This window comes from Streptomyces sp. WM6372 (assembly GCF_001279655.1).
Lineage (GTDB): Bacteria > Actinomycetota > Actinomycetes > Streptomycetales > Streptomycetaceae > Streptomyces.
In genome coordinates this window covers 20,986-44,645 of the sequence record NZ_LGDB01000070.1, presented here as the reverse complement: position 1 = coordinate 44,645, position 23,660 = coordinate 20,986, and the positions used below count along the sequence as shown (strand labels likewise).

The window sequence follows — 23,660 nt, the reverse complement described above, 5'->3', positions numbered from 1 at the left end:
GGCTACGCCGACTTCTCCTGCGGGCCCTGGTCCTTCGGGACGATGCGGGGGACCAGCGTCGGGTTCACGTTCGAGCGGACGACGTCCGAGGTGATGACCACGCGGGCCACGTCCTTGCGGGACGGGACCTCGTACATCACCGACATCAGGACCTCTTCCATGATGGCGCGCAGACCCCGCGCACCCGTCTGGCGCAGGATCGCCTGGTCCGCGATGGCTTCCAGCGCCTCGCGCTCGAAGTCCAGCTCCACCCCGTCGAGTTCGAACAGCCGCTGGTACTGCTTCACCAGCGCGTTCCGCGGCTCCACCAGGATCTGCAGCAGCGCCTCGCGGTCCAGGTTGTGCACCGAGGTGATGACGGGCAGACGGCCGATGAACTCGGGGATCATCCCGAACTTCACCAGGTCCTCCGGCATGACCTCCTGGAACTGGTCGCTCGCCTCGATCTCGCGCTTCGAGCGGATCGTCGCCCCGAAGCCGATGCCCTTGGCCCCGGCCCGCGACTCGATGATCTTCTCCAGGCCGGCGAAAGCACCGCCCACGATGAACAGCACGTTCGTCGTGTCGATCTGGATGAACTCCTGGTGCGGGTGCTTGCGACCGCCCTGCGGCGGGACCGACGCCGTCGTGCCCTCCAGGATCTTCAGCAGGGCCTGCTGCACGCCCTCGCCGCTCACGTCGCGCGTGATCGACGGGTTCTCGCTCTTCCGGGCGACCTTGTCGATCTCGTCGATGTAGATGATCCCGGTCTCGGCCTTCTTGACGTCGTAGTCGGCCGCCTGGATCAGCTTGAGCAGGATGTTCTCGACGTCCTCGCCCACGTACCCGGCCTCCGTCAGCGCCGTCGCGTCGGCGATGGCGAACGGGACGTTGAGCATGCGCGCGAGCGTCTGGGCCAGCAGCGTCTTGCCGGAGCCCGTCGGGCCCAGCAGCAGGATGTTGGACTTCGCGAGCTCGATCGCGTCGTCCCGGCCCTGCGCGCCGCCGTTCTCGCCGGCCTGGACGCGCTTGTAGTGGTTGTACACCGCCACCGAGAGGGCCTTCTTCGCCGGCTCCTGGCCGACGACGTAGCTCTCCAGGAACTCGTAGATCTCACGAGGCTTGGGGAGTTCCTCCCACCGGACCTCGGAGGTCTCCGCGAGCTCCTCCTCGATGATCTCGTTGCAGAGGTCGATGCACTCGTCGCAGATGTACACACCGGGTCCTGCGATGAGCTTCTTCACCTGCTTCTGGCTCTTTCCGCAGAACGAGCACTTGAGCAGGTCGCCGCCGTCACCGATGCGTGCCACGAGGTGCTTCCCCTTCGCCTGGGAGACGCCTGGTTCAGCGCTCCTGGTGCCTCATATCCGACGGTACCTTGCCGGGGGCCCCGTACGGGGCCCCCTTGACGTGGTTCACATCGCCGAATGTGACGACGTGCCCACGCCAACTGGCGGCAAGGATCAGTGGGAGTTCTTGCGGGTCGAGACGATCTGGTCGATCAGGCCGTACGCGAGCGCGTCCTCGGCCGTCAGGATCTTGTCGCGCTCGATGTCCTCGCGGATCTTCTCGATCGGCGTGGTCGAGTGCTTGGCCAGCATGGTCTCCAGCTGGTCACGCATGCGCAGGATCTCCTTGGCCGCGATCTCCAGGTCGGAGAGCTGCTCGCGGCCGGTGCCGCCGGACGGCTGGTGGATCAGCACGCGGGCGTTCGGCAGCGCCATGCGCTTGCCGGGGGTGCCGGCGGCCAGCAGGACGGCGGCGGCGGAGGCCGCCTGGCCCATGCAGACCGTCTGGATGTCCGGCTTCACGAACTGCATCGTGTCGTAGATGGCCGTCAGCGCCGTGAAGGAGCCGCCGGGGCTGTTGATGTAGATCGAGATGTCGCGGTCCGGGTCCATCGACTCCAGGCACAGCAGCTGCGCCATGACGTCGTTGGCGGAGGCGTCGTCGATCTGCACGCCGAGGAAGATCACGCGCTCCTCGAAGAGCTTCGCGTACGGGTCGTACTCGCGCACGCCCTGCGAGGTGCGCTCGACGAAGCGCGGAACGACGTAGCGGTTGTCCACCGGCGCGCCGGTGTAGAGGCCGCTCGCGGGAGAGAGGTTGTTCATGTGCATCTGGGTGTTCACCATCCTGGTGGCGTTCTGCGGGCTGGGGCTTGCCGGGTGGGGCGGGCGTACGGGTCCTCGTACGAGGACCCGCGCGCCGGGGCCGGGATCAGGCCCCGGTGCCGCCGCCGCCCGGGACCAGCGACGCGGCGGAGATGATCTCGTCGATGAGGCCGTAATCCTTGGCCTCCTCCGCGGTGAACCAGCGGTCGCGGTCGCCGTCGCGGATGATCGCCTCCACGGTCTGGCCGGAGTGGTGCGCGGTGATCTCGGCCATGCGCTGCTTGGTGCGCAGCAGGTACTCGGCCTGGATCTTGATGTCCGAGGCGGTGCCGCCGATACCGGCGGAACCCTGGTGCATCAGGATGTCGGTGTTCGGGAGCGCGAAGCGCTTGCCCGTGGCGCCGCCGGTGAGCAGGAACTGGCCCATGGAGGCCGCCATGCCCATGCCGATGGTGACGACGTCGTTCGGGATGTACTGCATGGTGTCGTAGACCGCCATGCCCGCCGTCACCGAACCGCCAGGGCTGTTGATGTACAGGTAGATGTCCTTCTCCGGCTCCGCGGCCAGGAGGAGGAGCTGCGCCGTGATCTTGTTCGCGATGTCGTCGTCGACCTGCTGGCCGAGGAAGATGATGCGCTCGCCGAGCAGCCGGTTGTAGACATGGTCGCCGAGGCCGCCACCGATGGACGGCTCACCCGCGGCGTAAGGCTTCAGATTCGTCACGTATCCACCTGCTCGTCTCCGACGGCCACTTGCCGTCTCAGCGTCTCGTTCTGGGGCGCGGACCGGTCGGGGCGGCGGTGGCCGCCGCGTCCGGTTACTCCCGTGCCCTCGTATTCATGGACCCTAACGCGCAGGTCGGACAACGCCATCCCGCTTCCCGAACTGTTCGCTCGGAGCGCAAGGTCCGCGGGCGCTCCGAGAGTGCGGAAAGGCCCGCACACACGGCTGTGTACGGGCCTCTCCGATGCTGCTCATCGGGTGCCGCGCGGGGCGGCACCCAGGGTGTTACTTGGCCTCGTCGGCCTGCGCCTCGGCGTCACCGTCGACGGCCGCCTCGACGGTCTCGGTGGCCGTCTCCTCGTCCTCGTCGGACAGGTCCACGACCTCACCGTTGGTGTCGACGACCTTGGAGGCCTCGACGACGACCGCGAGGGCCTTGCCGCGGGCGACCTCGCCGACGAGCATCGGCACCTGGCCACCCTCGACGACGGCCTGGGCGAACTGGTCGGGGGACATGCCGGAGGAGGCAGCGCGGCGCATGAGGTGCTCGGTGAGCTCCTCCTGGTCGACGCCCAGCTTCTCCTTGTTGACCAGCGCGTCCAGGACGAACTGGGTCTTGATGCCCTTGATCGCCTGGTCCTTGGTCTCGGCGTCGAACTCCTCGACCGTCTTGCCCTGGAACTCCAGGTACTTCTCGATGGTCAGGCCCATCTGGCCGAGCTGGTGGTGCTCCAGGTTGTGCTTGCGGGTGTTGACCTCGTCCTCGAGCAGCTTCTCGGGGATCGGCACCTCGACGAGCTCCAGCAGCTTCTCCAGGACGCGCTCCTGGGCCTGCGTGGCCTGGTCGTACTGCTTCATGTTCTCGAGGCGCTTGCGGCTGTCCGCCTTGAGGTCCTCGAGGGTGTCGAACTCGCTCGCCATCTGCGCGAACTCGTCGTCCAGCTCCGGGAGCTCCTTGGCGGAGACCTTGGTGACCTTGACGGTGACCTCGGCGTCCTTGCCCTCGGCGGAGCCGCCCTTCAGCTGGGAGGTGAAGGTGGCCTCGCCACCGGCCTCCAGGCCCTTGACGGCCTCGTCGATGCCGTCGAGGAGCTCGCCCGAGCCGATGGTGTACGAGACGTCGGAGGCGACGCCGTCGGGCAGCACCTCGCCGTCGACCTTGGCCTCCAGGTCGATGGTGACGACGTCACCCTCGGCGGCGGCGCGCTCGACGTCGTTCGTGGACGCGAAGCGGCCGCGCAGCTGCTCGACCGACTTGTCGACGTCCTCGTCGGAGACCTCGACCGCGTCGACCTCGACCTCGATGCCGGAGTAGTCCGGGATCTCGATCTCGGGGCGGACGTCCACCTCGGCGGTGAAGGCCAGCAGCTCGCCGTCCTTCAGCTCCGTGATGTCGACCTCGGGCTGGCCCAGCGGGTTCAGGTCGGCCTCGTTGACCGCCTCGGTGTAGAACTTCGGGAGGGCGTCGTTGACGGCCTCCTCCAGCACCGCACCGCGACCGAAGCGCTGGTCGATGACTCGGGCGGGGATCTTGCCCTTGCGGAAGCCCTTCACCGTGACCTGCTGGTTGATCTTCTTGTACGCCGCGTCGAGGCTGTCCTTGAGCTCCTCGAAGGGCACCTCAACAGTGAGCCGAACCCGAGTCGGGTTCAGGGTCTCCACGGCGCTCTTCACGGTTCGGTCTCCTTGTGGCTGACTGCTTGGGGTCTGCGTCCACGCTGCGATTCAGCGGTTCGGCGGATTCGGCCCGGTACATCAGACACACGGGCACGCAGCTTGCATAGTAACCGCAAGCGGCAATCAGCCCACAACGCGATCTTGTGATGGCGGTGGTGGTGGTCGGGGTGGCCGGATTCGAACCGACGACCTTCCGCTCCCAAAGCGGACGCGCTACCAAGCTGCGCCACACCCCGTCGGTGCGACACGTAGGGTACATGGCCGGAGACACTCTGATGCGCGGGGTTTTGAGCGAGCGTTTCCGGACGCCCCGGCGAGACCCCCCAATGGGGTGTGCACTCCCCCGGCCCGACCCGCTAGGATGCTGTCCGTGCCGCGGTCCCCGGACCTGCGGCGCACGCGTTGCGGGCGTAGCTCAATGGTAGAGCCCTAGTCTTCCAAACTAGCTACGCGGGTTCGATTCCCGTCGCCCGCTCTGAACACTGAAGGGCCAGGTCGGAGGAGTTCTCCTCGACCTGGCCCTTCAGCGTTTTTCCCGGGGTCTGCGACCACGGCACGGATGGCATGACCTCAGTAGTGGACCACGGTGCAGTTGACGGTGGTCCCGTCGGCCGCCTTGACGACGTACTTGCTCCCGCTGAGACCGCCGATGTCGAACCTTCCCGCATTGGTGGGGACGGTGCCCGAGGCGGACCCGGAGTAGGTCACCGTTCCACTGAATCCCTCACCCCACAGGTGGTACTTGCCGTTCGATTCCGGCTCGACTTTGCACGTCGCGGCGGACGGGATCCCGGGTGCGGCGGTGGTCGAAGCGTGTGCGGCGACTGCGGGGCCCACCGCGAGAGCAGGGGCCACCAGGAGCGCGAGTGCTGCAAGACGACGTGTCCGGTTCATCATTCAACCTGCCTTGGACGCTGACGGTGCGGCCGATGGGGCGTGACGGCTCCGGTACCCGCGGCAGCGGTCGCACAAGGCTCCGAGGGGAAGGTCTCGCGCCGTTACGCCGTACTCTTTTGGCCCCACATGGACCTGCGTGCCGTCCGATGTCCGGCGCATTCCGTGAGGCCTGATGCCGTTTTCATCGTATCGTCCGGTTTATCCCGCAGCATCTCGCGGATGGTCTTGACTGCGGCGGGGGCAGGTTGTGTACTCCCCGCATGTCCGGGGCGGGCGGGGCGCGGGAGTACGTCGAGACGCGGCTGGGTCAGTACCAGCAGTGGTACGACCGCAAGGCCGTGCGAAGCAAGGCCGTCCATTTACGGATGCGGACCCTGTCGGTCGTCGGCGGGGCGCTCGTGCCCGTGCTGGTCAACCTCGACGTGCCGTTCGCCCGGATCGCCGCCACCGCGCTCAGCCTGCTCGTGGTTGTCTCCGTCTCCCTCGAGAGCGTGTACCGGTACCGGGAGCAGTGGAAGAACTACCGGTCGACCGAGCAACTGCTGGGGCACGAGCGGGTCTACTTCGAGACCGGGGTCGGCCCGTACTCCGGGCTGTCCGACGCCGATGCGTTCACGCTGCTCGTGTCCCGGGTGGAGACGGCGATCGCCAACGAGAACTCGGCCACCCTCAACGTCATGACGCTGGGCGGCCAGGTGAGTTCGGATCTGGAGTGGCGGCGGGCGGACGGCCCCTAGAGCTTGATCCCCGCGATGGTGTCCGCGAGGGAGTTGAGGAAGCGGTTGACGTCCGGTGCGATGGAGCTGGACGCCAGGAAGAAGCCGAAGAGGACGGCGACGATCGCGGGGCCGGCCTTGATGTGGTTGCCGCGGATCAGCACCACCAGGATGACCGCCAACAGAACCACCACTGACAGCGAAATGGCCACTACTGATCACACCTTCGGTCGTCCCCTGGTCGGCCTGGGGCACACGGCCACGCGCACCCCCACATGGACCATCCTCCCACCAACGGGCCCCGGCTATCCGTCCCGTGGCGAATCGGCGTCGGCGCTTTCCCGCCAACCGGCCATGCACCGGGCATATTTCGGGCGTGGGGCCCGGTTCACGGCGCGGTGAGGCCGAGGAGGGAGCGGACATACGCGTACTTCGCGGACAGCCGTTCCCGGGTGGGACCGTCCAGGACGGAAAGCCGCACGGGGTCCGCGTTGTGCGCCAGATCCGCCTCCTTGACCAGGAGGGCACCCGGCGTGGCGAGGATCCGGGCCGCGTACTCCTCCACCGGCTCGCCGGCGCGCTTGGTGACCGCCAGCACCATGTCCTTGACCGACTGGGGCAGGACGGCAGAATCCAGCCACTCCCGGCTGAGCGCGTCGTCCTCGACGGAGTCGTGCAGCCAGGCCGCCGCCTGCTGCTCCGGGCTGCCGCCGCGGGCGCGCACTCCCTCGGCGACGGCCGCGAGGTGCTCGGCGTACGGCCGGCCGGCCTTGTCGATCTGGCCCTCGTGCGCGGAGCGCGCCAGTGCCTCGACCTCCATCAGGGTCAGCGGTTGCTGCTGCGTCATGCGGTCCCCTTCGCCGTCGTCCGTGTCGTCCCCGTCTCGTGTGCCCCCTGTGCCGCCGCCTTACGCAGGGCCTGCACGGCGCGGCGCACGTCGGCCTGCGTGGTACGCCAGTTGGAGAACGCCGCGCGCAGGCCGGGGGTTCCCGCGTAGACGGTCGGGGTGACGAAGACCTCCTCCTGCGCCGCCTCGCGCAGGGCCGCCAGACGGGCCGGGGTGGGGTCGTCGGCGAGGGTGAAGCAGACGACGTTCAGGCGGACCGGGGCGAGGAGCCGGAAGGCCGGATCCTGCTCCAGCGCGGCGCCCAGCGCCCGGGCGCAGGCGATGTCGCGCTCGACGATCTCGCGGTGCCCTTCTCGTCCGTACGCGCGAAGGGTGAACCAGGCGGCGAGGGCGCGCAGCCGGTGCGAGTTCTCGGGGGTGAGGTGGACAAGGTCGGGGCGCTCGCCCAGGGGGCCGAGGTAGGCGGCGGCGTTCTGGAAGACGCGGGCCTGGAGGTCTTGGCGGCGGGTGAACTGGACGGCGCTGTCATAGGGGACGTTCAGCCATTTGTGCAGGTCGACGCAGACGGAGTCGGAGGCGTCGAGACCGTCGACGAGGTGGGCGCGGTCCGGGGAGAGCGCGGCGAAGGCGCCGAAGGCGGCGTCGGTGTGGAGCCAGAACGCGTGGCGTTCGCGGAGGGCGGCGATGGCGCGGAGGTCGTCGAAGTCCACGGTGTTGACGGTGCCGGCGTTGGCGACGACGACGGCCGGGCCGGGCGTGTCGGCGAGGGCCCGGTCGAGGGCGGCGGGGTCGACGGCCTCGCGGCCGGGGAGGGTGGGGACGGCGACGAGGGAGCTCCGGCCGAGGCCTAGGACGGAGAGGGCCTTGGCGATGGAGGAGTGCGGGGCTCCGGACAGGACGCGGACCGGGCCGAGCGCTGCCGCGCCGTCCTCGGAGGGGGAGACGCCGAGGCGTTCGCCGAGCCACTCGCGGGCGATGGCGAGGCCGGTGGTGTTGGACATGGTGGCGCCGCTGACGAAGGTTCCGGTGTGGGCGTCGGTGAGGACGAAGAGGTCGCGCAGCCAGGTGACGGTCTCGCGTTCGAGTTCCTGGCCGGCGCCGTCCAGGGCGGAGTTGGAGTTCTGGTCGTGGACGGCGGTCAGCCAGTCGCCCGCGAGGGCGGCGGGGGTGGCGCCGCCGGTGACGAAGCCGAGGTAGCGGGGTCCCGCGGAAGCCGACAGCCGGGGCGCCCAGCGCTCCGCGAAGGCGGTGAGGGCCGATTCCGCCCCGGCGGCGTGCTCCGGCAGGGGCTCGGGGTCCCGCGGAGGCGTGGCGGACGGTACGACGGGACGGGCGTCCAGGGCTTCGAGGGCGTCGGCGGCGGTGCGGCGGGTGGCCTCCAGGAGCTCGGGGAGGCGGGCGAGGTCGGTGGCGAGCGTGCGGTCCATGGGGGCACGGTAGGGACCCGCCGGGCCCGGCGGACCGGCCAATCGGGGGTGATTGGCCCGGCCCGGCTCCCGGAATGCAGTGGGTGCGGCCCCGGCTGCGGGTGCGGGCGCGGCCCCGGCAGCGCAAGCGGCCCCGGCAGCGCAAGCGGCCCCGGCAGCGCCGGGCTCCTGGGGCTCCGCCCCGGACCCCGCGCCTCAAACGCCGGCGGGGCTGGAATGAGCCGGCCCGGGCCGGAGTCAGCGTGCGGGGGCCGGAGTCACCACGCCCGGGCCGGAGTTACCAGGCGCGGGGCGGGTAGCCACGCGCGGGCCGGGTAGCCGTGCGGGGCCGGCATTGGGCCGTGCGGGAGGGGAGTTGGGCGGCGTAGGGTCGGGGGATGACTCGGGCCGTGGTGGGGGTTGTCGTCGGGGTGGTCGTGGCGGGAGTGCTGGTGGGATGCGATGTGCCGCCCGCTCCTGCTGCTGCGCCGGGGCCCAGTGGGGTGCGCTCCCCCGCACCCGCCGTGGTCGCCTCCCCGCCCGCCGCGAAGGCGTCCGCGTGTCCCGAGGGCGGGGTGCGGCTGCTCGAAGGGGCCGGGGACGCCGCCATGGGGCTGCGCGTCGCCGACATCCAGCTGGTGAACTGCGGTACGCAGCCCTACGTACTCGACGGCTATCCGGAGATCCGGCTGCTGGACAAGAAGCGCGCACCGGTCGAGGTGTCCGTCGTGCACGGAGCGGACGGGATCACCAGCGCGCCGACCGGCGTGGAGGGCGTCCCGCAGAAGCTGGAGCTCCAGCCCGGTCAGGCGGCGGCCGTCGCCATGGTGTGGCGGAACCTGGTGACCGACTCGACCGTGCCCGCCGCCGAGGGATGGGTGCTGGACGTGACCCCGCGGGCCGGCGCTCCCCGGGTGGAGCTGGAGCTCCGGCATTCCGTCGACCTCGGGAACACCGGCAAGCTCGGGATCAGCCCCTGGAAGACGGCCGCCCGGTGATCATCTGGCTCAACGGGCCCTTCGGGGGCGGCAAGACGCAGACCGCGTACGCACTGCACCGGCGGCTGCCCGGCAGCGTCGTGTGCGATCCGGAGCACGTCGGGTTCGGGCTGCACCGCATGATGCCGCCGGCGCTGCGCGGGGACTTCCAGGACCTGCCGGCGTGGCGGCAGGGCGTGTTCGAGGTGCTGGAGCTGGCGGCGGAACGGCATGCGGGGCCCGTCCTCGTGCCGATGACCGTGACGGAGCCGCGCTACTTCGCCGAGACGGTGGGGCGGCTGCGCGAAGCGGGGCACGACGTACGGCACTTCGCGCTGCTGGCCGATCGGGCGACCGTACTGCGCCGGCTCCGTGAGCGCGGGCTCGGGCACGGGCTGAAGCGGGAGAGCTTCGCCGTGGCTCGGCTCGACGGATGTCTGGAGGCGCTGCGCGGACCCGAGTTCGCCCACCACCTGGTCACCGACCACCTCACGGTGTCCCAGGTGGCGGGCCGGATCGCGGCCATGACGGGGCTGCGGGCCGCCCCGGACACCGACGGCCCGCTCCGCGCAAGGCTGCGGCGCGCGCTCGTCGGTGTCCGCCACATCCGGTTCGACTAGACGGAGCAGGCCCCCCGGCGGAGGCTCCAGCGGGCCGGCAGGGTGGTGGCGGCCAGCCCCAGGGTCAGGGCCGCCGCCGCGAAGGAGGCGTACAGCACCGGCGGGATGTGCGGGGGCGCCCCCGTGACCGCCTTGGTCAGCGGGAACAGGGTGGCCAGGGCGATCGCGCTGCCCAGGGTGACGCCCGCGCCGCCGATCAGGAGGGCCTCCCAGCGGAGCATCCGCAGGACCTGGCGCCGGGTCGAGCCGACCAGGCGCAGCATCCGCAGCTCGCGGCGGCGGTCGAGGACGGTCATCACCAGCGTGTTGGCGGCGGTGACGGCCGCGAAGCCGCCGAGGACGGCCGCCATGACGGTGTTGGCCCAGGCGTTGACCTCGCGGTCCGTGTTCTGGGCGGTGGTCCAGTCCGAGGTGGACATCGCGGGTCCCAGGCCCGCCGAGACCGGTCCGCGGATCAGCAGCTCGGTGGCGCGCCCGGCCGTGGTGTGGCCGGTCAGGTCGGCTGCCGGGAGGGTGACCTGGCCGAGGCCGAGGCCCCGGGTGTAGACGGCCACGATCTCGGGGTTCGCCGGGACCCCGTCGGGGAGGCGGAGTTCGACGCGGTCGCCGACGCCGAGGTGCGCGGACTCCGCGACGCTGCGGTCCACGGCGACCGTGCCGGGGCGCAGCGCGGCGAGGCTGCCCTCGCGTACGCCCAGGTCCTGGACGGTGGTGACGTCGCCCGCGACGCCCTGTGCCGAGGCGGACTGGAACCGCCGCTCGGCGCCCGTGCCGAGCATCGCGAGGACGGAGGTGCGGGTGACCGCGACTCCGCCGCGGAGATCGGCGGGCGGGTCGCTGATCACGTGGTCGGCGAGCAGTCCGGCCTCCTGCTGCTGCCGTACGGCCCGTTCCTCGCTGGTGTGCAGGAAGACCAGGGTCGAGGAGAAGGCCATGGCGAGCACGATCGGGGTGATCGCGGAGGCGAGCCGGCGGGCGTGGGCCCGGGAGTTGGCGGCGGCGAGCGAGCCGGACGCCCCGCCGGCGCGCAGCGGGAAGCCGAGTACGGAGGCGCAGGCGCGGGCGATCAGCGGCCCGAGCAGGGCCACGGCCAACATGAAGAGCATGACCACGCCGAGCGCGGCGTTGGCGGCGTCCTCCCCGCCGGAGGTGGCGGCCAGCCCCGCGCAGGCGGTGCCGCCGGCCAGGGCGGCGATGCCCAGCGGCGTACGGATCCACCCCGGCCGGAGGCGTTCCACGGCCGCCGCGGCCAGCGCCTGGCCGGGCCGGATCCGGGCGGGCCTGCGGGCGGCGGCCCAGCCCGCGAGCAACGCGGTGACGAGACCGGCGCCGGCTGCCGAGACGAGCGGGATCCAGGAGACGGTCAGCTCGACCCCGCCCGGGATCGCGCCCTTGGCCTGGAGCTGCCCGAACCACCAGGCGGCGAGGCCGATGCCGGGTACGCAGCCCAGTACCCCCGCGGCGGGCGCGACGAGCAGGGCTTCGGTGGCGATGATGCGGCGGATCTGCCGCGGGGTGGCTCCGACGGCGCGCAGCAGGGCGAACTCGCGGGAGCGCTGCCCGACGGAGAGCGCGACCGTCGCGGCGGCGGTGAAGACGGCGACGAGGGTGGCGGTGCCGCCGAAGGAGCCGCCGAGGCCGATCAGCAGTTCCCTGGCGCCCGCGAGCCGCGGGTCCACGGCGCGGGCGGCGCCGGTCAGCACCTGGGCGCGGCCGTCGACGGCGGCGCGGACCCGCTCCGGGTCGGCGTCGAACAGGACGACGGCGTCGAGTGCCCCGGGGTGCCCGGACAGGGCGCGGGCCTCGGCGTCGGAGAACCAGACTCCGGTGCCTTCGGCCCGTCCCACGACCCGGAATTCCCGCTTCCCGACCGGGGTGTCGAGCGACACCCGGTCTCCTGCGAACCCCGAACCCGTGCCCAGGACGACCTCCCCCGGAGCCCCCGGGGCCCGGCCGCCCGCGAGCGCCGCGCCCGTGAAGGCCGACGCGCCCCAGCCCGAGGCCTCGACGGCAGAGCCCGCACCGCCCCGTACGGGGAAGACCACGTCGGGGACGGCCCGGCCGAGCGGCGCCAGGCGTTCCAGCAGGGCGGCGTCGACCCTGGCCCGCTCCGGGACCCGTACCGACTCCTCGTAGGCGCCTTCGCCGCTGCCCGCCCGCCAGCGGATCTCCTGGTCGGCGGCCACGACGACGGGGGCTTGGGCGTACCGGGTCGGCGGGACGCTCGCCCGGGCTCCGCTCTCCAGCAGGATCCCGCAGGCGGAGACGATGGCGACGGTCATGAGCAGGGCGACGAAGGTGCCGGCGAAGGCGGCGGGGCGCAGCCGCAGCGCCGCCCGGGCCAGGCCGTTGGGGTGGAACGGCATCAGGCGGCCGCTCCCGCGTACACGGGGGCGGTGAGGGCGGTCATCCGGGCGGCGATGGTCGCGGCGGAGCTCTGCGGCAGCCGGTCGGCGATCAGGCCGTCGGCGAGGAAGAGCACCTGGTCGGCGGCGGCCGCGGCGGCCGGGTCGTGGGTGACCATGACGATGGTGGCGCCGAGGGAGTCCACGGCGGACCGGAGCAGTCCGAGGACCTCGGCGGCGGTGGTGGTGTCGAGGGCTCCGGTGGGTTCGTCGGCGAAGACGACGTCGGGCCGGGTGACCAGGGCCCGCGCGATGGCGACGCGCTGCTGCTGGCCGCCGGAGAGCTCGGCGGGGCGGCGGCCGCCCTTGCCTTCGAGGCCGACCCGGGCGAGCAGGTCGGCGGCCCGGTCCCGGCCCTGCCGCGACGATCCGGCGCCGGCGAGCCGCATCGGGAGGAGCACGTTCTGCTCCACGGTGAGGGAGGGCAGCAGGTTGAAGGCCTGGAAGACGAAGCCGAGGCGGCTGCGGCGCAGTTCGGTGAGCTCGTTCTCGTTCATGCCGGTGATCTCGGTGCCGCCGAGGCGGACGGAGCCCGCGGTGGGGACGTCCAGCCCGGCCGCGCACTGGAGGAAGGTGGACTTGCCGGAGCCGGAGGGCCCCATCACGGCGGTGAAGCTGCCGCGCGGCAGGCTGAGGTCGATCCCGCGCAGCGCGTGGACGGTGGCGGCCCCCCGCCCGTACTCGCGCCGTACGCCGCGCAGCTCGACGGCGGCCGTGCTGTCGTGGTCCGCCCGGCCCGTGCCGCCGTACGCCGCCCGCCCGGTGCCGTCGTACCCCGCCTGCGCGCTCTCGCGCTTGCGCCTGCTCCGCCGGAGCCCCATGGTGTGCCGCCTTCCGTACCCGTCGGTGATCGTGGTCCCGACGCTACGGACGGGGGTACGGGTGCGGACATGGCGGAACCAGGCGGATCGGTGGTGGGGAAAACCCCCGTACGCAGGTCAGGGAGAGCGGCGGATGAGCAGCAGGGCGCGGTCGTCGTTGACGTCCTTGGCGACCTTTTCGATGAGGTGCCAGGCCGCGCCCTCCCACCCGGCGGCGACGTAGCGGTCGGCCTCGCCGGTGAGGCGGTCGATGCCCTCGCTGATGTCGCGGTCGGCGGTCTCGACGAGCCCGTCCGTGAAGAGCATGAGGACGTCGCCGCGGCGTAGGTTGCCGCGGGCGGGTTCGAACTCGGCGCCGTCGTAGACGCCGAGCAGCGGGCCCTCGCCGGACCGCTCCTCCCAGCGGCCGGTGCCCGCGGAGAGCTGGAGGGCGGGCAGGTGGCCTGCGGAGAGGAGCTCGTAGTCGCCGGTCTCCAGGTCCAGGACGAGGTGGATGGAGGTGGCGAAGCCCTCGTCCCAGTCCTGGCGGAGGAGGTAGCCGTTGGCTGCGGGCAGGAACCCGTGCGGGGGAAGGGCGCCGAGCAGGCCGCCGAACGCGCCGGACAGCAGCAGGGCGCGGGAGCCGGCTTCCATGCCCTTGCCGGAGACGTCGGTCAGGACGATCTCCAGGGTCCGGCCGCCGTTCGTACGGGCGGCGACGACGAAGTCGCCGGAGAAGGACTGGCCGCCGGCCGGGCGCAGGGCCATCTCGCGGTGCCAGCCGCGCGGCAGGGCGGGCAGCTTGCTCTGGACCCGGATGCGTTCGCGCAGGTCGAAGAGCATGGTGCCGCCGCGCCGCCAGGGCACGCCGACGCGGCTGCGGAACTGCGCGATGACCAGTCCGAAGAATCCGCAGGCGGCCACGACCAGGACGGTTCCGGGGGTGACCCGGGCGGGGCCCAGGGTGTACGGCCCGAGGACCAGCGCCTCGACGATGAGGGCGGCGGCGGAGGCCGCGTACAGCGCGAGCAGGCTCGCGGGGCGCAGCAGCAGGCCGCCCGCGACGATGGGCAGGACGAGGGCGGAGGGCGAGAACCAGACGGGCAGCATGAGCGTGCCGCAGGCGATGGCGGGGACGGTCAGGAGCAGCCCGGCGAAGGCGAGCCAGTCGGAGGCGTCGCCGCGGAAGTAGTCGACGGCGGATTTGCGCAGGGCGGTGCGGGCCCGGTGCGACAGCATGCGCGTCCGGGCCATGAGCGTCTCCCTGCGTGCTCCGGCCATTGCTTCGGGACCCTATCCATCCTGGCTGTGCGCGCGCAGGGGGACCCCCGGACCTGGGGTCTGCGGCCTGTCTCCCACGGGGCTCAGCACGGTCGAAAACCCTTCGACTGTGACGGAATGCCCTGGTAAGGATGGGCGTATGGCTCTTGAGATGCGCGTATTGCAGGCTGATGAGTGGGATGTCTGGTACGACCACCTGGAACTGGCGTTCGGCGGGGTGCCGGAGTCTCCCCAGGAGCGGGAACTCTACAAGTCTCTGACAGAGGTCGGGCGCTCTCTGGGCGTCTGGGACGGCGGGACCTGCGTCGGCTCGGCCGGTGCCTTCTCCTTCCGGCTGTCGGTGCCGGGCGGGGCGCTGGTGCCAGCGGCCGGGGTCACGATGGTGGGGGTCGCGCCCACGCACCGCCGGCGCGGGGTGCTGACCTCGATGATGCGCCGCCAACTCGACGACGTCCGGGCGGGTGGCGAGCCGATCGCCGTGCTGACGGCCTCGGAACCGGCGATCTACGGGCGCTTCGGCTACGGCACCGCGACGTACGCCATGGCCCTGACCATCGACAGCGCGCGCGTACGGCTCGCGGTGCCGGCGGGGACGGACGAGGTGCGGCTGCGGCTCGTCGACCCGGACAAGGCGCTGCCGGAGTGCGAGCAGGTGTACGGCGAGCTGGTCGCCCGGCGGCCCGGCATGCCGGCGCGGCAGCCGGGCTGGGAGCGGTTGTCCCTGCTGGACCCGGAGTCGATGCGCGAGGGCGCCTCGCCGCTCAAGTGCGTGGTGGCGGAGCGGGCGGACGGCGAGGTGGTCGGGTACGCCCGCTACCGGGTCAAGCCCGAGTACGCGGCACACGGCTGGGAGAGCAAGGTCGAGGTCGCCGATCTCGACGCGCTGGATCCGGCCGCGACGGCAGCGCTGTGGCGCTACCTCTTCGAGATGGACCTGACCTCGACCGTACGGGCGGGCAGGCGGCCGGTGGACGATCCGCTGCTCCACCTGGTCAGCGACATCCGGCGTTCGCGGCCGAACGCGCGCGACTCGCTGCACCTGCGGCTGGTGGACCTGCCGGCGGCCCTGGAGGCCCGGGCGTACGGGGCCCCGCTGGACGTGGTGATGGAGGTCGAGGACGCGTTCTGCCCGTGGAACGAGGGGCGGTGGCGGCTGGTCGCCGACGCGCAGGGCGCCGTCGCCTGTACGCGGACCGCGGACCCGGCGGACCTGGAGCTGTCGGCCCGGGAGCTGGGCTCGGCGTACCTCGGCGGGATCACCCTGAGCTCGCTGGCGGCGGCCGGCCGGGTGCGCGAGCTGCGCCCGGGCGCCCTGGCGGCGGCCTCGCGGGCCTTCACCGGCGATGTGGCGCCCTGGCTCCCGCACGGCTTCTGAGCCGTCGTCCGGCCTGAGGGCGCTTCGGGCTCATCGGGTCCGACAGCCTCGCCGGGTCCGACAGCCTCACCAGGTCTGACGGCCTCACCGGGTCTGGCAGGAGGGGCACCAGAAGAGGTTCCGCGCCGCCAGGTCGGCGGTGCGGACCTCGGTCCCGCAGATGTGGCAGGGCATGTTCGCCCTGCGGTAGACGTACACCTCGCCGCCGTGGTCGTCCACGCGCGGCGGGCGGCCCATGGCCTCGGGCAGGTGCTCGTCGCGGACGGTGTCGATCCGGTTGTTCCGTACGCCCTCGCGCATCAGCGCCGCCAGGTCCGCCCACATCGCGTCCCACTCGCCGCGCGCGAGGTCCTTGCCCAGCCGGTACGGGTCGATGCCCTGCCGGAAGAGGACCTCGGCGCGGTAGACGTTGCCGACGCCCGCGATCACCTTCTGGTCCATGAGCAGGGCGGCGACGGTGGTGCGGGAGCGGGAGATCCGCTTCCAGGCGCGGTCCGGATCGTCGGCCGGGCGCAGCGGGTCGGGGCCGAGCCGCTCGTGTATCGCCTTCTTCTCGGCTTCGCCGATCAGTGCGCAGGCGGTGGGGCCGCGCAGGTCGGCCCAGTGCTCCGGGTTGAGCAGCCGCAGCCGGACCGTGTCGGTGGCCGGGGGCGCCGGGGCGGGGCCGAAGCCGAGCTTGCCGAACAGGCCGAGGTGGATGTGGATCCAGGCGTCGCCGAGTTCCAGGAACAGGTGCTTGCCGTGCGCCTCGGCACTCTCCAGGTCCCGCCCGTCGAGCAGGGCGGCGCTCTCGGCGAAGCGGCCCTGCGGGCTGCTCACCCGGACCGGCTGCCCGGCGAAGCGCTCGGTGTGGTCCTGGGCGAGGCGGTGGATCGTATGCCCCTCGGGCACTGCACTGCTCCTACCTCTGGAAACGGCCGTGCCGCCGGGCCGGAGGCCGCGGCGGCACGGTGGAGCGGAAGATCAGCCCTGCGGGTGGTGGGCCGGGATCGGGGGGAGCTCGCCGGTCTGCTCGTACGCGGAGAGCATGTCGATGCGGCGGGTGTGGCGCTCCTCGCCGGAGTACGGGGTCGCCAGGAAGGCCTCGATGAAGGAGACGGCCTCGTCCTGCGTGTGCATGCGGCCGCCGACGGAGATCACGTTGGCGTTGTTGTGCTCACGGCCGAGCTTCGCGGTCTCGACGCTCCAGGCCAGGATGGCGCGGACGCCCTTGACCTTGTTCGCGGCGATCTGCTCGCCGTTGCCGGAGCCGCCGATGACGATGCCGAGGCCGTCGGCGTCGGCGGCGGTCTTCTCCGCGGCGCGCAGGCAGAACGGCGGGTAGTCGTCCACCGCGTCGTAGATGTGGGGCCCGCAGTCGACGGGCTCGTGGCCGTTGTTCTTGAGCCAGTCCACCAGGTGGTTCTTGAGCTCAAAGCCGGCATGGTCGGATCCGAGGTACACGCGCATGGGACGAGTGTGGCACGGGCACCCCCCGCGGACCGCGGCAGGGTGTCGCGTAAGTCACTTCTAAAGCTCAAGTAAACCCAAAGAACGCAGATGGGACACGGCAGGACCCGGGTCCTGGACGTTCGTCCCAAAGCAACGATCCGGACTGAGGTCTTCCGTCCTGCGTTCATCTCAGGTTTGAATGCCCGGGCTCGCAACCCGAGAACCTAAGGATCCGTCCATGAGCTCCACGACGACCCTTCAGAAGGCAGGCGACCCGTCCGGTAACTCCGGCGACACGCAGCCCTCCGACGGTCTGAAGGCCGGTCTCAAGAACCGCCACCTGTCCATGATCGCCATTGGCGGCGTCATCGGCGCCGGTCTCTTCGTCGGCTCCGGTGGCGGCATCGCCAAGGCCGGCCCCGCCATCCTGATCTCGTACCTCCTCGTCGGCGCGATGGTCGTCTTCGTGATGCGGATGCTGGGCGAGATGGCCGCCGCCAGCCCGAACTCCGGCTCCTTCTCCGCGTACGCCGACCGCGCGCTCGGCCGCTGGGCCGGCTTCTCCATCGGCTGGCTGTACTGGTTCTTCTGGGTCGTCGTGCTCGCCGTGGAGGCGACCGCCGGTGCGAAGATCCTCGAGGGCTGGATCCCGGCCGTCCCGCAGTGGGGCTGGGCCCTGATCGTGATGGCGGTCCTGACGATCACCAACCTCGGCTCCGTCTCGTCCTACGGCGAGTTCGAGTTCTGGTTCGCCGGCATCAAGGTCGTCGCCATCGGCGCCTTCGTCATCGTCGGCATGCTCGCCGTCTTCGGCGTGCTGCCGGGTTCGGACAACCCGGGCGCGGGCTTCGCCCACCTCACCGATGCCGGCGGGTTCATGCCGAACGGCTGGGGCTCCATCCTCACCGGTGTGCTGATGGTCGTCTTCTCCTTCATGGGCAGCGAGATCGTCACCCTGGCGGCCGGCGAGTCCGAGGACCCGCGCCGCGCGGTCACCAAGGCCACCAACTCGGTGATCTGGCGCATCGGCGTCTTCTACTTGGGCTCGATCTTCATCGTCCTCACCCTGCTGCCGTGGAACGACAAGTCGATCGTCGACAAGGGCTCGTACGTCGCCGCCCTGGACTCCATCGGCATCGCGCACGCCGGCCAGATCATGAACGTGATCGTCCTGACCGCCGTGCTGTCCTGCCTGAACTCGGGCATGTACACGGCCTCGCGCATGGCGTTCTCGCTGGGCGAGCGCGGTGACGCGCCCAAGGTCTTCGCCAAGGTCAACAAGAGGGGCGTGCCCACGGCCGCCATCCTGGGCTCGGTGGTCTTCGGCTTCGCCGCCGTCTACTTCAACTACACCTCCCCGGACACGGTCTTCAGCTTCCTGCTGAACTCCTCGGGTGCGATCGCGCTCTTCGTGTGGCTGGTGATCTGCCTGACGCAGCTGCGGATGCGCAAGATCCTGGTGCGCGAGGCGCCGGACAAGCTGACGGTCAAGATGTGGCTCTTCCCGTACCTGACGTGGGCCACCGCCGCGATGATCACCTTCGTCCTGGGCTACATGGTCTACGACAAGGACAACCGCGAGACGGTCATGCTGTCGCTGCTGGTCGCCGCCGTCGTGCTGGTCATCGGCGTGGTGCGCGACATCCGCCGCAAGGCCGTCGAGCGCGCGTAGTCACGCATGCGGACACACGGCAGCCCCGGACCACTTCACGTGGTCCGGGGCTGCCGTGTCTGCCGTGTCTGCCGTGCGAGGGTCCGCCGTACGCGTACGGGGGCGGGCTACTTGCGGCCGGCCAGCTTCCACGCGGCGGGCAGCAGGCCCATCGCCAGCGCCGCCTTGAGCGCGTCGCCGATCAGGAACGGGGTCAGCCCCGCCGCGACGGCCGCGCCGAAGGACATCCCGGTGGACAGCGCCAGGTACGGCACGCCCACGGCGTAGATCAGGGCCGAGCCCAGCGCCATCGTGCCCGCCGTACGGAGGACCGAGCGGTCGGCGCCGCGGCGGGCCAGCGCGCCCACGACGGTGGCGGCGAGGAGCATGCCGAGCACGTAGCCGAACGAGGCGCCGCCCGCGCCGGAGGTGCCGCCCGCGAACCACGGCACGCCCGCCATGCCGACGAGGGCGTACAGGGCGAGCGAGAGGAAGCCGCGGCGGGCACCGAACGCGGTACCGACCAGCAGGGCCGCGAAGGTCTGGCCGGTGACCGGGACCGGGGAGCCGGGGACGGGCACGGCGATCTGCGCGGCGAGGCCGGTGAGCGCGGCTCCGCCGGCGACGAGCGCGATGTCGCGGACGCGGCTCGCGGGCAGCAGGTCGGCCAGGACGGTGCCGGGGCGGAAGGAGACGGAAGCAGTGCTCATCGGAGGCTCCGCGGGGTGAGGGTGACGGGACGATCACCGACGCTAGTGCGCGGCCGGGCGCCGCCCCACCTCCGGCCGGGACAAAGCCCTGCTCACCGCTTTGGTGGGGAGTGCACAAAGAGGCGGGTCCACACCCGAGGGGGAGTGATCCGCGTCACGAGCCAGATTCAGACAACACGTCCGTTTTGCGCGGATGGGCGCCGTCCGGCGAGACTGTAGGGTCCCGCCAACCCGAATGCGGAGCCCCCACCGCCGCTGCCGAGCACGAGAGTACGAGCATCCACTCATGCGCGACCGCTTGCCCACCACCCCTCCAACAGGACCGACGGGACCGACGGGACCCAACCCTTCCGGCGGGTCCGAGTTGCCGGCGGAACCCCTCAGCCACAGCCTCAAGCAGCGCCACCTGACCATGCTGGGCCTCGGCGGCGTGATCGGCGCCGGGCTGTTCGTCGGCTCCGGAGCCGGCATCGGCATCGCCGGCCCCGCGATCATCTGCTCGTACCTGCTCGCGGGCGCCCTCGCCATGCTGGTGATGCGCGCGCTCGGCGAGATGTCGGCGGCGATGCCCGCCTCCGGCTCGTTCTCCGTGTACGCGGAGAAGGCGCTGGGGCGCTGGGCCGGGTTCTCGGCGGGCTGGCTCTACTGGTTCCTGCTGGTCGTGGTGCTGGCGGTGGAGGCCACCGGTGCGGCGAAGATCGCGAACGGCTGGCTCCCCTCGGTCGACCAGTGGGTCTGGGTGCTGATCTTCATGGTGGTCTTCACCGTGAGCAACCTGGCCGCCGTGAAGAACTTCGGCGAGTTCGAGTTCTGGTTCGCGGCCCTCAAGGTCGGCGCGATCGTCCTCTTCCTGATCCTCGGCACCCTGGCGATCTTCGGCCTGCTGCCCGACACCGATCCCATCGGCACGGCCAACCTGACCGGCCAGGGCGGGTTCTTCCCCGAGGGCTTCGGCGGAGTGGTCGCCGGCATGCTCGCGGTCATCTTCGCCTTCGGCGGCCTGGAGGTCGTCACCATCGCGGCCGCCGAGTCCGACGACCCGGCCAAATCCGTGGCCCGCGCGGTGCGCAGCGCCGTGTGGCGCATCCTCTTCTTCTACGTCGGCTCGATGGTGGTCATCGTGACCCTGCTGCCGTGGCACTCGCTGGAGCCGGGGCAGAGCCCGTACGTCGCCGTCCTGGACTCCATCGGGATCCCGGGGGCCGGCCAGATCATGAACATCGTGGTGTTCGTGGCGCTGCTGTCGGCGCTCAATGCCAACCTGTACGGCTCCTCGCGCATGGTGTTCTCGCTGGCCGAGCGCGGCGAGGCGCCCCAGTCGCTGCTGAAGGTGTCGGGCGGCGGGGTGCCGCGCCGGGCCGTGTTCGCCTCGGTGGCCTTCGGCTTCGTGTCGGTGGTGCTGAACCTGCTGTGGCCGGACACGGTCTTCCTCTACATGCTGAACGCGGTCGGCTCGGTGCTGCTGTTCGTGTGGGCGCTGATCGCGGTCTCGGAGCTGAAGCTGCGGCGGATGCTGGAGCGGGAGATGCCGGAGCGCCTGACGCTGCGGATGTGGTGCTTCCCGTACCTGACGTGGGCGGCGCTGCTCGGCATGGCGGCGGTCCTGGTGCTGATGCTGTTCGACGACGCGGCGCGGCCGCAGCTGCTGTGGTCCGCGGGTGCGGCCGGGGCGGTCCTCGTGGTGGCGTGGGTGCGCGAGCTCCGGGCGCGCCGGGCGGCCTGACGCCCGCGCCCGGCAGCCCGGCAGCCCAGCAGCCCACTGTCCGGATATTGGACAAAAAATGTTCGATAACCGGACGGTGGGCACTATGGCCCCATGAGTCAGAGCACCACCACACCCCCCGAGCAGCAGCACGGCACGGCAGCGCGGGCCGACGGCGGATCCCCCCTCGGCAACGGCCTCAAGCAGCGCCACCTTTCGATGATCGCCCTCGGCGGGGTCATCGGCGCCGGCCTCTTCGTGGGCTCCGGCGCCGGCATCGCCGCCGCGGGTCCCTCGATCGTGATCGCGTACGCCGTGTCCGGTCTGCTCGTCATGTTCGTGATGCGGATGCTCGGCGAGATGTCCGCCGCGAACCCGGCCTCCGGCTCCTTCTCCGTCCACGCGGACCGGGCGATCGGCCCCTGGGCCGGGTTCACGGCCGGCTGGATGTTCTGGACCCTGCTGTGCGTGGGCGTGGCCATCGAGGCGATCGGCGCGGCGCACATCATGACCGGCTGGTTCCCCGGCACCTCGTCCTGGATGTGGGTGCTGGCCTTCATGGCGCTGTTCTGCGGCACCAACCTGGGCGCCGTCTCCCACTTCGGCGAGTTCGAGTTCTGGTTCGCCGCCCTCAAGATCGGCGCGATCGCGCTCTTCCTGGGCCTGGGCGTGCTGGCCGTCCTGGGCCTGCTGCCCGGCACCTCCTCCCCCGGCGCCGCCAACCTGGTGCACGACGGCGGGTTCCTGCCCAACGGCATGGACGGCCTGCTGGTCGGACTGCTCGCCTCGGTCGTCGCGTACGGCGGCCTGGAGACGGTGACCATCGCGGCGGCCGAGTCGGAGAACCCCGTCAAGGGCGTGGCCAGGGCCGTGAAGACCACCATGTGGCGGATCGCGATCGTCTACGTCGGCTCCATGCTGATCATCGTCACGCTGCTGCCGTGGAACGACCCGGCGGTGACCGAGGACGGCCCGTACGCGGCCGCCCTGGACCACCTGGGGATCCCGGCCGCCGGCGAGATCATGAACGTGGTCATCCTGATCGCCCTGCTGTCGGCGATGAACGCCAACATCTACGGCTCCTCGCGCATGGCCTACTCGCTCGTCGCCCGCGGCCAGGGCCCGAAGGCGCTGGGCAAGGTCAGCGGCCGGGTGCCGCGCCGCGCGGTGCTCGCCTCCTGCGGGTTCGGCTTCGTCACCGTGCTGCTGTCGTACTGGTACCCGGACACCCTGTTCGCCTGGCTGCTGAACATGGTCGGCGGGGTCATCCTCGTCGTCTGGGGCTTCATCGCCGTCTCGCAGTTCGTGCTGCGGCGCAGGCTGGAGCGGGAGGCTCCGCAGAAGCTGGTCGTGAAGATGTGGGGCTTCCCGTACCTGACCTGGGTGGCGCTGGCCGGGGTGGCCGGGGTCCTGGTCCTGATGGTCCTGGACCAGGACACCCGGGTCCAGGTGGTCTTCACCGGCGGCCTCACCGTCGCCCTGGCGGTGACCGGTTACGCGATGCAGCGCCGGGCGGCGGCCGCCCGCTGACATCCGCTCCGTCCCCGGTGGGCCCCGTGCGAACGCACGGGGCCCACCTGCGTTTACAGAGGCGACCCTTACGTGATCGCCGGAATAGATACTGCTAGCGTGCAGTTGCGCATTGATTGCAATAAGCAGTTGGCACGCTGAGGGGACCGGATAACACGCATGGCCATCTACACGCTTCCTGAGCTTCCGTACGACTACGCGGCGCTGGAGCCGGTGATCAACCCGCAGATCATCGAGCTGCACCACGACAAGCACCACGCGGCCTACGTCGCCGGCGCCAACACCACGCTGGAGCAGCTGGCGGAGGCCCGGGACAAGGAGAACTGGGGCGCGCTGAACGGCCTGGAGAAGAACCTGGCCTTCCACCTCTCCGGTCACATCCTGCACAGCATCTACTGGCACAACATGGCCAGCCCGAAGACCGGCGAGGGCGGCGGCGAGCCCACCGCGGCCGACGGCCTCGGCGACCTGGCCGACGCGATCACCGAGTCCTTCGGCTCGTTCGCGAAGTTCAAGAAGCAGCTGACCTTCGCTTCCTCCGCGACGCAGGGCTCCGGCTGGGGCGTGCTCGCGTACGAGCCCGTCAGCGGCCGTCTGGTCGTCGAGCAGATCTATGACCACCAGGGCAACGTGGGCATGGCCAGCACCCCGATCCTGGTCTTCGACGCCTGGGAGCACGCCTTCTACCTGCAGTACAAGAACCAGAAGGTGGACTTCATCGAAGCCATGTGGAACGTCGTCAACTGGCAGGACGTGGCCAAGCGCTACACCGACGCCAAGGCGAACACCCCGCTGCTGATCCCCGTCAAGGGCTGATC

At 71.2% G+C, this 23,660-nt stretch carries 22 protein-coding genes and 2 tRNA genes; 9 read left to right on the top strand and 15 right to left on the bottom strand.

Annotated features, from left to right (window positions below; translation table 11 throughout):
- Nucleotides 1-2: 2 nt before the first annotated feature.
- The 5 genes from clpX to ADK52_RS07590 all read right to left on the bottom strand — a co-directional run bounded on the left by clpX (nucleotide 3) and on the right by ADK52_RS07590 (nucleotide 4,730).
- A complete protein-coding gene (gene clpX, locus ADK52_RS07610) occupies nucleotides 3-1,289 on the bottom strand; it encodes an ATP-dependent Clp protease ATP-binding subunit ClpX (RefSeq protein ID WP_030159377.1) in 1,287 nt (428 codons plus the stop codon).
- Between the two features lie 153 nt (nucleotides 1,290-1,442).
- Entirely contained in the window at nucleotides 1,443-2,114 is a 672-nt protein-coding gene (locus ADK52_RS07605) for an ATP-dependent Clp protease proteolytic subunit (RefSeq protein WP_053689005.1), read from the bottom strand.
- 85 nt (nucleotides 2,115-2,199) lie between these two features.
- Nucleotides 2,200-2,817, bottom strand: a complete 618-nt coding sequence (locus ADK52_RS07600; protein ID WP_053689004.1) for an ATP-dependent Clp protease proteolytic subunit — start codon at nucleotides 2,815-2,817, stop codon at nucleotides 2,200-2,202.
- A gap of 285 nt (nucleotides 2,818-3,102) precedes the next feature.
- Nucleotides 3,103-4,491, bottom strand: coding sequence for a trigger factor (gene tig, locus ADK52_RS07595; protein ID WP_053689003.1), 1,389 nt, complete (start codon nucleotides 4,489-4,491; stop codon nucleotides 3,103-3,105).
- A 162-nt stretch (nucleotides 4,492-4,653) separates the two neighbouring features.
- A tRNA-Pro gene (locus ADK52_RS07590) sits at nucleotides 4,654-4,730 on the bottom strand.
- A 168-nt stretch (nucleotides 4,731-4,898) separates the two neighbouring features.
- On the opposite strand from ADK52_RS07590, the gene ADK52_RS07585 reads away from it, so the two are divergent.
- Nucleotides 4,899-4,969, top strand: a tRNA-Gly gene (locus ADK52_RS07585).
- A gap of 95 nt (nucleotides 4,970-5,064) precedes the next feature.
- On the opposite strand, the gene ADK52_RS42190 is transcribed toward ADK52_RS07585, so the two are convergent.
- Nucleotides 5,065-5,202 (bottom strand): hypothetical protein, encoded by a 138-nt coding sequence (locus ADK52_RS42190; RefSeq protein WP_159045867.1) that lies wholly within the window; start codon nucleotides 5,200-5,202, stop codon nucleotides 5,065-5,067.
- 449 nt (nucleotides 5,203-5,651) lie between these two features.
- On the opposite strand from ADK52_RS42190, the gene ADK52_RS07575 reads away from it, so the two are divergent.
- Nucleotides 5,652-6,128: a DUF4231 domain-containing protein gene (locus ADK52_RS07575; protein WP_053689001.1), complete on the top strand. Its 477-nt coding sequence runs from the start codon at nucleotides 5,652-5,654 to the stop codon at nucleotides 6,126-6,128.
- Here ADK52_RS07575 and ADK52_RS07570 read toward each other — a convergent pair.
- The 3 genes from ADK52_RS07570 to ADK52_RS07560 all read right to left on the bottom strand — a co-directional run bounded on the left by ADK52_RS07570 (nucleotide 6,125) and on the right by ADK52_RS07560 (nucleotide 8,381).
- Complete coding sequence (locus ADK52_RS07570) at nucleotides 6,125-6,319, bottom strand: hypothetical protein (protein ID WP_030159386.1); 195 nt, start codon at nucleotides 6,317-6,319, stop codon at nucleotides 6,125-6,127. The two genes, ADK52_RS07575 and ADK52_RS07570, sit on opposite strands and share 4 nt — an antisense overlap.
- 176 nt (nucleotides 6,320-6,495) lie before the next feature.
- Entirely contained in the window at nucleotides 6,496-6,954 is a 459-nt protein-coding gene (locus ADK52_RS07565) for an HD domain-containing protein (RefSeq protein ID WP_053689000.1), read from the bottom strand.
- Complete coding sequence (locus tag ADK52_RS07560) at nucleotides 6,951-8,381, bottom strand: pyridoxal phosphate-dependent decarboxylase family protein (protein ID WP_053688999.1); 1,431 nt, start codon at nucleotides 8,379-8,381, stop codon at nucleotides 6,951-6,953. Before ADK52_RS07560 ends, ADK52_RS07565 begins: the two co-directional genes overlap by 4 nt.
- Before the next feature lie 377 nt (nucleotides 8,382-8,758).
- Between ADK52_RS07560 and ADK52_RS07555 the strand changes: the two genes are divergently transcribed.
- Together ADK52_RS07555 and ADK52_RS07550 are read left to right on the top strand one after the other, a co-directional pair.
- Complete coding sequence (locus tag ADK52_RS07555; RefSeq protein ID WP_078988068.1) at nucleotides 8,759-9,358, top strand: DUF4232 domain-containing protein; 600 nt, start codon at nucleotides 8,759-8,761, stop codon at nucleotides 9,356-9,358.
- Nucleotides 9,355-9,957, top strand: a complete 603-nt coding sequence (locus ADK52_RS07550; RefSeq protein WP_053688997.1) for an AAA family ATPase — start codon at nucleotides 9,355-9,357, stop codon at nucleotides 9,955-9,957. Before ADK52_RS07555 ends, ADK52_RS07550 begins: the two co-directional genes overlap by 4 nt.
- Here ADK52_RS07550 and ADK52_RS07545 read toward each other — a convergent pair.
- From ADK52_RS07545 to ADK52_RS07535, 3 genes are all read right to left on the bottom strand, one after another.
- Entirely contained in the window at nucleotides 9,954-12,323 is a 2,370-nt protein-coding gene (locus tag ADK52_RS07545) for an ABC transporter permease (RefSeq protein ID WP_053688996.1), read from the bottom strand. The two genes, ADK52_RS07550 and ADK52_RS07545, sit on opposite strands and share 4 nt — an antisense overlap.
- Nucleotides 12,323-13,183, bottom strand: coding sequence for an ABC transporter ATP-binding protein (locus ADK52_RS07540; RefSeq protein ID WP_053688995.1), 861 nt, complete (start codon nucleotides 13,181-13,183; stop codon nucleotides 12,323-12,325). The genes ADK52_RS07545 and ADK52_RS07540 overlap by 1 nt, the downstream gene beginning before the upstream one ends.
- A 117-nt stretch (nucleotides 13,184-13,300) precedes the next feature.
- Nucleotides 13,301-14,443 (bottom strand): PP2C family protein-serine/threonine phosphatase, encoded by a 1,143-nt coding sequence (locus tag ADK52_RS07535; RefSeq protein WP_053688994.1) that lies wholly within the window; start codon nucleotides 14,441-14,443, stop codon nucleotides 13,301-13,303.
- A gap of 139 nt (nucleotides 14,444-14,582) precedes the next feature.
- On the opposite strand from ADK52_RS07535, the gene ADK52_RS07530 reads away from it, so the two are divergent.
- On the top strand, nucleotides 14,583-15,818 hold the full coding sequence (locus ADK52_RS07530; RefSeq protein ID WP_053688993.1) for a GNAT family N-acetyltransferase: 1,236 nt from the start codon (nucleotides 14,583-14,585) through the stop codon (nucleotides 15,816-15,818).
- Between the two features lie 84 nt (nucleotides 15,819-15,902).
- Here ADK52_RS07530 and ADK52_RS07525 read toward each other — a convergent pair whose 3' ends face one another.
- Together ADK52_RS07525 and ADK52_RS07520 are read right to left on the bottom strand one after the other, a co-directional pair.
- Nucleotides 15,903-16,709, bottom strand: a complete 807-nt coding sequence (locus ADK52_RS07525; RefSeq protein WP_053688992.1) for an Fpg/Nei family DNA glycosylase — start codon at nucleotides 16,707-16,709, stop codon at nucleotides 15,903-15,905.
- A gap of 72 nt (nucleotides 16,710-16,781) precedes the next feature.
- Nucleotides 16,782-17,267, bottom strand: a complete 486-nt coding sequence (locus tag ADK52_RS07520) for a ribose-5-phosphate isomerase (protein ID WP_053688991.1) — start codon at nucleotides 17,265-17,267, stop codon at nucleotides 16,782-16,784.
- Nucleotides 17,268-17,487: 220 nt separating this feature from the next.
- Here ADK52_RS07520 and ADK52_RS07515 point away from each other — a divergent pair, with 220 nt between their 5' ends.
- Nucleotides 17,488-18,921, top strand: a complete 1,434-nt coding sequence (locus ADK52_RS07515; protein ID WP_053688990.1) for an amino acid permease — start codon at nucleotides 17,488-17,490, stop codon at nucleotides 18,919-18,921.
- 107 nt (nucleotides 18,922-19,028) lie between these two features.
- On the opposite strand, the gene ADK52_RS07510 is transcribed toward ADK52_RS07515, so the two are convergent.
- On the bottom strand, nucleotides 19,029-19,610 hold the full coding sequence (locus tag ADK52_RS07510; RefSeq protein ID WP_053688989.1) for a biotin transporter BioY: 582 nt from the start codon (nucleotides 19,608-19,610) through the stop codon (nucleotides 19,029-19,031).
- Nucleotides 19,611-20,022: 412 nt separating this feature from the next.
- On the opposite strand from ADK52_RS07510, the gene ADK52_RS07505 reads away from it, so the two are divergent.
- The 3 genes from ADK52_RS07505 (at nucleotide 20,023) to ADK52_RS07495 (ending at nucleotide 23,658) form a co-directional block, all read left to right on the top strand.
- On the top strand, nucleotides 20,023-21,333 hold the full coding sequence (locus ADK52_RS07505; protein ID WP_234343514.1) for an amino acid permease: 1,311 nt from the start codon (nucleotides 20,023-20,025) through the stop codon (nucleotides 21,331-21,333).
- Between the two features lie 93 nt (nucleotides 21,334-21,426).
- Nucleotides 21,427-22,842, top strand: a complete 1,416-nt coding sequence (locus ADK52_RS07500; protein ID WP_053688987.1) for an amino acid permease — start codon at nucleotides 21,427-21,429, stop codon at nucleotides 22,840-22,842.
- Between the two features lie 159 nt (nucleotides 22,843-23,001).
- Nucleotides 23,002-23,658 (top strand): superoxide dismutase, encoded by a 657-nt coding sequence (locus tag ADK52_RS07495; RefSeq protein ID WP_053688986.1) that lies wholly within the window; start codon nucleotides 23,002-23,004, stop codon nucleotides 23,656-23,658.
- The last annotated feature ends 2 nt before the right edge of the window (nucleotides 23,659-23,660 follow it).

Excerpts from the sequence above, each read along its gene's own strand:
- ADK52_RS07605 (WP_053689005.1), bottom strand. The coding sequence starts at position 2,114 with ATGGTGAACACCCAGATGCACATGAACAACCTCTCTCCCGCGAGCGGC.
- ADK52_RS07575 (WP_053689001.1), top strand. The coding sequence starts at position 5,652 with ATGTCCGGGGCGGGCGGGGCGCGGGAGTACGTCGAGACGCGGCTGGGT.
- ADK52_RS07565 (WP_053689000.1), bottom strand. The coding sequence starts at position 6,954 with ATGACGCAGCAGCAACCGCTGACCCTGATGGAGGTCGAGGCACTGGCG.
- ADK52_RS07560 (WP_053688999.1), bottom strand. The coding sequence starts at position 8,381 with ATGGACCGCACGCTCGCCACCGACCTCGCCCGCCTCCCCGAGCTCCTG.
- ADK52_RS07555 (WP_078988068.1), top strand. The coding sequence starts at position 8,759 with ATGACTCGGGCCGTGGTGGGGGTTGTCGTCGGGGTGGTCGTGGCGGGA.
- ADK52_RS07545 (WP_053688996.1), bottom strand. The coding sequence starts at position 12,323 with ATGCCGTTCCACCCCAACGGCCTGGCCCGGGCGGCGCTGCGGCTGCGC.
- ADK52_RS07540 (WP_053688995.1), bottom strand. The coding sequence starts at position 13,183 with ATGGGGCTCCGGCGGAGCAGGCGCAAGCGCGAGAGCGCGCAGGCGGGG.
- ADK52_RS07535 (WP_053688994.1), bottom strand. The coding sequence starts at position 14,443 with ATGGCCGGAGCACGCAGGGAGACGCTCATGGCCCGGACGCGCATGCTG.
- ADK52_RS07530 (WP_053688993.1), top strand. The coding sequence starts at position 14,583 with ATGGCTCTTGAGATGCGCGTATTGCAGGCTGATGAGTGGGATGTCTGG.
- ADK52_RS07520 (WP_053688991.1), bottom strand. The coding sequence starts at position 17,267 with ATGCGCGTGTACCTCGGATCCGACCATGCCGGCTTTGAGCTCAAGAAC.
- ADK52_RS07515 (WP_053688990.1), top strand. The coding sequence starts at position 17,488 with ATGAGCTCCACGACGACCCTTCAGAAGGCAGGCGACCCGTCCGGTAAC.
- ADK52_RS07510 (WP_053688989.1), bottom strand. The coding sequence starts at position 19,610 with ATGAGCACTGCTTCCGTCTCCTTCCGCCCCGGCACCGTCCTGGCCGAC.
- ADK52_RS07505 (WP_234343514.1), top strand. The coding sequence starts at position 20,023 with ATGCTGGGCCTCGGCGGCGTGATCGGCGCCGGGCTGTTCGTCGGCTCC.
- ADK52_RS07500 (WP_053688987.1), top strand. The coding sequence starts at position 21,427 with ATGAGTCAGAGCACCACCACACCCCCCGAGCAGCAGCACGGCACGGCA.
- ADK52_RS07495 (WP_053688986.1), top strand. The coding sequence starts at position 23,002 with ATGGCCATCTACACGCTTCCTGAGCTTCCGTACGACTACGCGGCGCTG.